This window comes from Verrucomicrobiota bacterium JB022, from assembly GCA_030673845.1.
GTDB lineage: Bacteria > Verrucomicrobiota > Verrucomicrobiia > Opitutales > Oceanipulchritudinaceae > WOUP01.
In genome coordinates this window covers 203,771-210,411 of the sequence record JAUTCQ010000020.1, presented here as the reverse complement: position 1 = coordinate 210,411, position 6,641 = coordinate 203,771, and the positions used below count along the sequence as shown (strand labels likewise).

7 protein-coding genes are annotated in these 6,641 nt (G+C 63.0%); all 7 read left to right on the top strand.

Features of this window, described 5'->3' with window-relative positions; genetic code table 11:
• Positions 1–517, top strand: a 517-nt coding sequence (locus Q7P63_16380; GenBank protein ID MDP0501671.1) for a molybdopterin-dependent oxidoreductase, incomplete at its 5' end; no start/stop codon positions are given.
• A gap of 3 nt (positions 518–520) precedes the next feature.
• Positions 521–1,618, top strand: coding sequence for an NADH-quinone oxidoreductase subunit H (locus tag Q7P63_16375; protein ID MDP0501670.1), 1,098 nt, complete (start codon positions 521–523; stop codon positions 1,616–1,618).
• A gap of 21 nt (positions 1,619–1,639) precedes the next feature.
• On the top strand, positions 1,640–2,182 hold the full coding sequence (locus tag Q7P63_16370; GenBank protein MDP0501669.1) for an NADH-quinone oxidoreductase subunit I: 543 nt from the start codon (positions 1,640–1,642) through the stop codon (positions 2,180–2,182).
• A 72-nt stretch (positions 2,183–2,254) separates the two neighbouring features.
• Complete coding sequence (locus Q7P63_16365) at positions 2,255–2,800, top strand: NADH-quinone oxidoreductase subunit J (GenBank protein ID MDP0501668.1); 546 nt, start codon at positions 2,255–2,257, stop codon at positions 2,798–2,800.
• Positions 2,800–3,120, top strand: a complete 321-nt coding sequence (gene nuoK, locus Q7P63_16360; GenBank protein MDP0501667.1) for an NADH-quinone oxidoreductase subunit NuoK — start codon at positions 2,800–2,802, stop codon at positions 3,118–3,120. Before Q7P63_16365 ends, nuoK begins: the two co-directional genes overlap by 1 nt.
• Positions 3,120–5,039: an NADH-quinone oxidoreductase subunit L gene (locus Q7P63_16355; protein ID MDP0501666.1), complete on the top strand. Its 1,920-nt coding sequence runs from the start codon at positions 3,120–3,122 to the stop codon at positions 5,037–5,039. The genes nuoK and Q7P63_16355 overlap by 1 nt, the downstream gene beginning before the upstream one ends.
• A gap of 4 nt (positions 5,040–5,043) precedes the next feature.
• Complete coding sequence (locus Q7P63_16350) at positions 5,044–6,639, top strand: NADH-quinone oxidoreductase subunit M (GenBank protein ID MDP0501665.1); 1,596 nt, start codon at positions 5,044–5,046, stop codon at positions 6,637–6,639.
• Positions 6,640–6,641 lie beyond the last annotated feature (2 nt).

Sequence of the window (6,641 nt, the reverse complement as noted above, 5' to 3'; positions counted from 1 at the left end):
CCTGAGCAAGCTTCGCAGCCAGCTCGAAGCCGGTGAGATCAAGACCATCGTCAGCTATGGCGAGGACCTGATTCCCGCGGGCCTGCCGCCCGAGCTTCTGAAGAAGGCCAACGTCATTTACCTGGGCACGCACCGCAACGGCACGTCCGACCTCGCTCGTGTGCTTCTGCCGACGCTGACCGTGTTTGAAAAAACCGGCACGTTCGTCAACCAGCAGTTCCGCCTGCAAAAGTTCCACCAGGCCATTCCCGGCCCGGCTGGACTGATGCCGGATGTGTACATCCTCGATACGCTTCTGGCTGAGTGCGCCGGTGGCACGCCGTGCCGCCCCACGCTGCCTCAGCTTTGGGAGGAGCTCAGTTCCCGCGTCGAACTGCTCAAGGACGTCCAATTTAACAAAATCCCGGAAACCGGCCTGCTGCTCGACGGCTCGGCCTATGCCAGCCTGCCGTTCTGCGAAGGTCTCAGCTGGCACTACGAACCCGAAGCGGAACTGGCCGCCAGCTCGAAATTCTAAGTCATGGACTGGATCGATATTTTGCTCAAAGTCATTTATGCCCTCGTCATGGTCGCTGTAGTCATGACGATCGCCGGGTACTCCGTGCTGGCCGAGCGCAAGATTGCAAGCTGGATCCAGGGCCGTGTCGGCCCAAACCGTACCGCACTTCCGGGCTTGTCTGCATTGCCGGTGATCGGTCCGATGCTGGTTAAGCTGGGCATTTGGCAGCCGCTGGCTGACGGGGTGAAGTTCCTTTTTAAGGAAGACCCGATTCCTGGCCACGTGAAGAAGTTTTACTACGTGCTGGCGCCGATGATTTCTCTCGCTCCGGCCTTGATCACCATGGTGGTACTGCCCTTTGGTGTGTACTACGTGGATGGACAGGCCATGCCGCTGGTGCTGGCCAATGTCGACATCGGCATCCTCTTCATCCTCGCGGTCAGCTCGCTCGGCGTCTACGGCATCATCCTCGCCGGCTGGGCCAGCAACTCCAAGTATCCCTTCCTCGGCGGCATCCGCGCCAGCGCGCAGATGATCTCCTACGAACTGGCGATGGGCCTCGCCCTGCTGCCCGTGTTCATGTGGTTCGCGCCCGAAACCGGTGGCAGCCTCAACCTGTTCAACCTCGTGCAGGCGCAGGGCAACCACATGTGGGGCGTGCTTCCGGCCTGGACGATCTTCTATCAGCCGCTCGGCGCTCTCATCTTCCTCGTCTCGCTCTTTGCCGAGACGAACCGTGCGCCCTTCGACATGCCGGAATCGGAGACCGACCTCGTGGCCGGCTTCAACACCGAGTATGGCGCCTTCAAGTTCGGCCTCTTCTTCCTTGGCGAGTATACCCACATCATCATCGGCTCCGGTGTGTTTGTGACGCTCTTCCTCGGTGGCTGGAACCTGCCCTGGATCACGATGCCCGCCGGCATCCTCGGGGCCGCCCTCAGCATCCTCGTCTTCCTTGGCAAGACCTGCGCGCTGATCTTCCTCTTCATCTGGGTCCGTTGGACGCTCCCGCGCTTCCGCTACGACCAGGTGATGACCCTTGGCTGGAAGAAGCTGTTGCCGCTCGCGGTCGCCAACTTCGTCCTCTACCTCATTATCATCGCCCTCATCGAGGGTTAAACCATTTGCCCCCAACCGCCCATGGCCACCAAAGTCGTTGAACGCAAGCCGCTGAGCATCTGGGAGCGCAGCTATTTGCCGCAAGTCGTCGGAGGCTTGAAGATCACCTTCAAGAACATGTTCAAGCCGACGGTGACGCTCGAATACCCCGAGGAGCGCCCCGAAATCCCGCCGGGCTACCGAGGCGTGCCCACTCTCGTGCGCGATCCCAATGGCCGCGAGAAGTGCGTCTCCTGCCAGCTCTGCGAATTCGTCTGCCCCCCCAAGGCAATCCGCATCACCCCGGGCGAAATCCCGGAAGAGTCGGAAAGCCGCCACGTGGAGAAAGGCCCCAAGGAGTTCGAGATCAACATGCTGCGCTGCATTTACTGCGGCTTTTGCCAGGAAGTCTGCCCCGAGGAGGCGATCTGGCTGCAGGATATTTACTCCCTCTCCGGCTACAGCCGCGAAGAGATGGTCAACAACAAGCAGAAGCTCTACGAACTCGGCGGCACCCTGCCGGACCCCTATTACAAGTGGGACCGCAAGAAACAGGCCGAGCTGGAGGGCAACCCGCACCACTAGTCTCGAAGGCCGCCCCGTGCAGCTTTTTTCCTTTCAAACCTCGCTTACGGAATTTTTACTTCCCCCTCGCTGATGGTAACGGACTGGCTTTTCTTCTTCTTCGCCGCCCTGACCGTGATCGCTGGATTCCTGGTCGCGCTTTCGCGTAGCCCCGTGAATGCCGCGATGAACATGATCCTGTCGTTCATCGGCATGGCCGGCCTCTTCGTGCTGCTGGAGACCTTCTTCCTCGCGGTGCTGCAAGTGCTCGTCTACGCCGGTGCGATCGTGGTGCTGTTTCTCTTCATCATCATGTTGATCGACCCGGCCAAGCTGCCACGCCCGCGCATGCTGCCCACCTTCGGCAGCGCGATCGTCGCCGCCGGCCTCACGGTAGGCTGGTTTGTGGTGCTGCAGGCCGACACACTCGTCTTGCCCGAGCGCGTGCCCGCCGAATCCTTTGCCGGCGGCCAAGCCCCGGCAGCGACGGCCCGCGTCTTCGGCGAAGTGCTTTTTTCGCAATATCTGCTGCCTTTCGAGGTAGCGGGCGTGCTCCTGCTCATTGCCATGCTCGGCGTCATTGTGATCAGTAAAAACTACCGCCCGGCCACGACGCGCAAGGAAGGAGGCTCGGTATGATGACCGTCGGCCTCTTCCATTACCTTGCCGTCTCCGGCCTGCTCTTCATTGCCGGGATCCTCGGCGTGCTGTTGCGGCGCAACGTGCTCGTGGTCTTCATGAGCCTGGAGTTGATGCTGAGCGCCTCGATTGTGGCGCTCATCGCATTCTCGCGCTTCAACGCTACCCCTGAGAACCCCATGATGGGCGGTAACGTGTTCGTACTCTTTATTATCGCGATTGCCGCCTGCGAAGTTGCGGTCGGCCTCGCCATTATCGTCGCCCTGTGGCGCCGTCGTCAGACGGTGGACCTCGGCGAACTGAAAGGGATGAAGCAATAATGAACGACTTGTCCTCGCTGCTTTCCCTCATCCTGCTGACCCCGCTGGTCGCCGCTGCCATCATCTGGCTGCTCGGCAACAAGCAGGGCAAGGTGGCGGCCGGCATCTCCGTGCTGGCGGCCGGGATCATCATGGTGGCCTCGCTCTACCTGCTCTACGCGCAGTGGGGTGGGGAGCCTTACCACGTCGCCGTGCCCTGGCTCGAGCTCGCGCCCTTCCGCCTCGACCTCGGCTTCTACCTGAACGGCGTGTCGGCCCTGATGCTCTTTGTGGTGTCGTTCGTGGGCTTCTGGATCCACCTGTTCAGCCTCGGCTACATGGCCGACGATAATCGCAAGGCCCGCTTCTTCGGTGGCCTCTCGATCTTCATGTTCTCGATGCTTGGCATCGTGCTGGCCGAAAACCTCTTCATGCTCTTCATCTTCTGGGAGCTCGTGGGTTACAGCTCGTACATCCTCATCGGCCACTACCTGAAGACGAAGGATGCCGCCAGCGCCTCGCAAAAGGCCTTCATCGTCAACCGCGTGGGCGACTTCGGTTTCCTGCTCGGCATCATCATCACTTTCTGGACCTTCGGCACCACCAGCTTGGTGGGCCTTGAAGCGCTGCATCCCGAGGCTTCGACCCTGATCGCGCTGCTGCTCTTCTGCGGCGTGCTCGGCAAGTCGGCCCAGATGCCGCTGCACGTGTGGCTGCCGGACGCGATGGCGGGCCCGACCCCCATCTCGGCGCTCATCCACGCCGCCACGATGGTCGCGGCCGGCGTGTTCCTCCTCGCGCGGACCTACTTCCTCTTTACGCCCGAAGCCCTGACCGTCGTGGGCTGGGTGGGCACGATCACCGCCGTCTGCGCCGCCTTCTGGGCCTTCGCGCAGAACGACATCAAGAAGATCCTCGCCTACTCGACGCTCTCGCAGCTCGGCTACATGGTCGCGGCCTTCGGCTTCGGCACGCTTTACGGCCTCAGCCAAGGCGATGCTCACGGGGCTGGTCACCACGGCCACGCCGTCTGGTACGGCCTCGGCGCGGCCATGTTCCACCTGACGACGCACGCGTTCTTCAAGGCGCTGCTGTTCCTCGGGTCAGGCTCGGTCATCCATGCCTGCCACCACGAGCAAGACATCTGGAAGATGGGCGGCCTGGCCAAGAAGATGCCGATCACCACGATCACCTTCCTGCTCGGCACGCTCGCGCTCGCCGGCATCCCGTATCTGGCTGGCTTCTTCAGTAAAGACGCCATCCTTTACGTGGCCAAGGAAGCCTGCTTCCCCGCCTTTATCATCCTGACGATTACCGCAGTGATGACGGCCACCTACATGGGGCGCCTCTTCTACATCGCCTTCCTGGGCAAGCCCCGCAGCGAACATGCGGAGCACGCCCACGAATCGCCGTGGACGATGGTGCTGCCGCTCGTCGTGTTGGCCGTGTTGGCCGTCGTGGGTGGTTACGCCGCGCAACTGCCGGTCTACGCCCCGGCGGTGAAGGAGTTCCTCGCCTCTGCTGTGCCGCACCCCGGCGCCAGCGACGCCACGCTGATGCTGATCATCTCGGCGGTCGCTTCTCTCGGCGGTCTCGGCCTGGCCTTCGTCATCTGGGGCCCGAAGAGCACCGAAGACGCGCTGGCCGCCAAGGCCAAGCCACTTTGGGCGCTCTCGCGCAGCAAGTTCGGCTTCGACGAGGCCTACCTGTGGTACGTCAACCAAGTCCAGGCCCGCGTCGCTGGCATCATGGACTTCCTCGACACCTTCCTGATCTCGGGCATCGGCACCCGCATCCTGCCAGCCGGCGTCGTCGGCGGGTTGGGCATGCTGTTCCGCCGGATGCACACCGGTAACGCGTCTGCCTACGTCTGGTGGTTCTTCGGCGGGGTCATCCTGTTCTTCGCCCTGGCCACCCGCGGCTTCACCTACCTCTTCTAAAGCCATGCCGCCGCTCGCATTTTTCCCCGCCCTCAGCGGCTTCCTCGAAGCCACGCACAGCGCCTCGCCTTCGTTGGCCTCGCTGCACATGCTGCTGGCCATCCTCGTGCCTGCCGTTTGCGCGCTGGTGATCGCCTTTGGTGGCAGCAAGCTGCCCCTTGGCGCGACCAAGCTCGTTGCGTGGATCGGTTTTGCCGTGCCTGCCTGGTGCGCCCTCTGGGTCGCTGCGACCTACGTGTCCGTGGCCGAAGCCGGTGAGTATCAATTCCTCTGGCAGGCCGACCTCGGCCTCGCCCAGTCCCTCGGCATCCAACTGATGCTGGGCATCAACGGCATCAGCGCCCCGATGTATGTCCTCGCAGGCATCGTCGGCCTCGCCGCCGGCGCCTACGCCATCGGCAGCAAAGTGGAGCGCCAGCCGCTCTACCTTCTCTTGCTGCTGGTGATGCAAAGCGGTCTGATGGGCATCTTCAGCTCCGTCGACCTCTTCTTCTATTACTTCTTCCACGAGTTCGCGCTCATCCCGACCTTCATCCTCATCGCGATGTGGGGCCGCACGCTCTCCAGCCGCAAGGTGGTCGCGATGGAGCTGACGATCTACCTGACGCTCGGCGCGATGATCACGCTCGGGGGCCTCGTCGCCCTCTACGTGACCAGTGGGGCGACCGCCTTCAACCTCATCGCGCTGCAGGAAGCGCTCGCGACCGGCACCGCGCCGACGCAGATCTTCCTGCTGTTGCTGATCGGGTTTGGCATCCTCGTGTCGCTCTTCCCCTTCCACACTTGGGCGCCGCCCGCGTACTCGACGGCTCCCGCGCCCGCAGCCATGCTGCACGCCGGGGTGCTGAAGAAGTTCGGCCTCTACGGCCTCATCCAGATCGCCGTGCCGCTGCTGCCCTCGGGCCTCGCCGGCTATGGCGAGCTCCTGATGTGGCTCGCGCTCGGCAACGTGCTGATCATCGGCCTCGTGACCATCGCGCAAGACGACCTCAAGCGCATGCTCGGTAATGCCTCCGTCATGCACATGGGCTACGCCTTCCTCGGTATTTACGCCTTCAGCGTGATGGGTGCAGGTGGTGCCGTGCTCATGATGTTTGCCCACGGCCTCTCCGTTGCGCTCCTGTTCCTCCTGGCCGACGCCGTCGAGCGCCGCGGCCAGACGGGCGACATGCGCGAGCTGGGTGGTATGGCGCAAACGGCCCCTGTTCTCTGTGGTCTGTTCATCGCCGCCACCATGGCCAGCATCGGCCTGCCCGGCTTCGCCAACTTCTGGGGCGAACTGGTGATCTTCACCGCCCTCTGGCAAAGCCCGCACCCGTGGGTGGCCGTGGCCGCCATTGCCGGTATCGTCATTTCCGCCATCTACGCCCTGCGCGCGGTGGCCCGCATCTTCTTCGGCGAGCCCAAGGCTGCCCTGGCTGGCACGGGCGACCTCGAAGGTTGGGAAAAGTGGCCTGCGCTGCTGCTGCTCGCCGTCTTGCTGGCGGTCGGCATCTGGCCCCGCGGCTTCTCCGATCAACTGGATGCGGCGCTGGCCAAGCAATACCCGGTCAACGACGCCCCGGTCGCGACAGCCACCGTCACCGATCACGCCCACTAGAG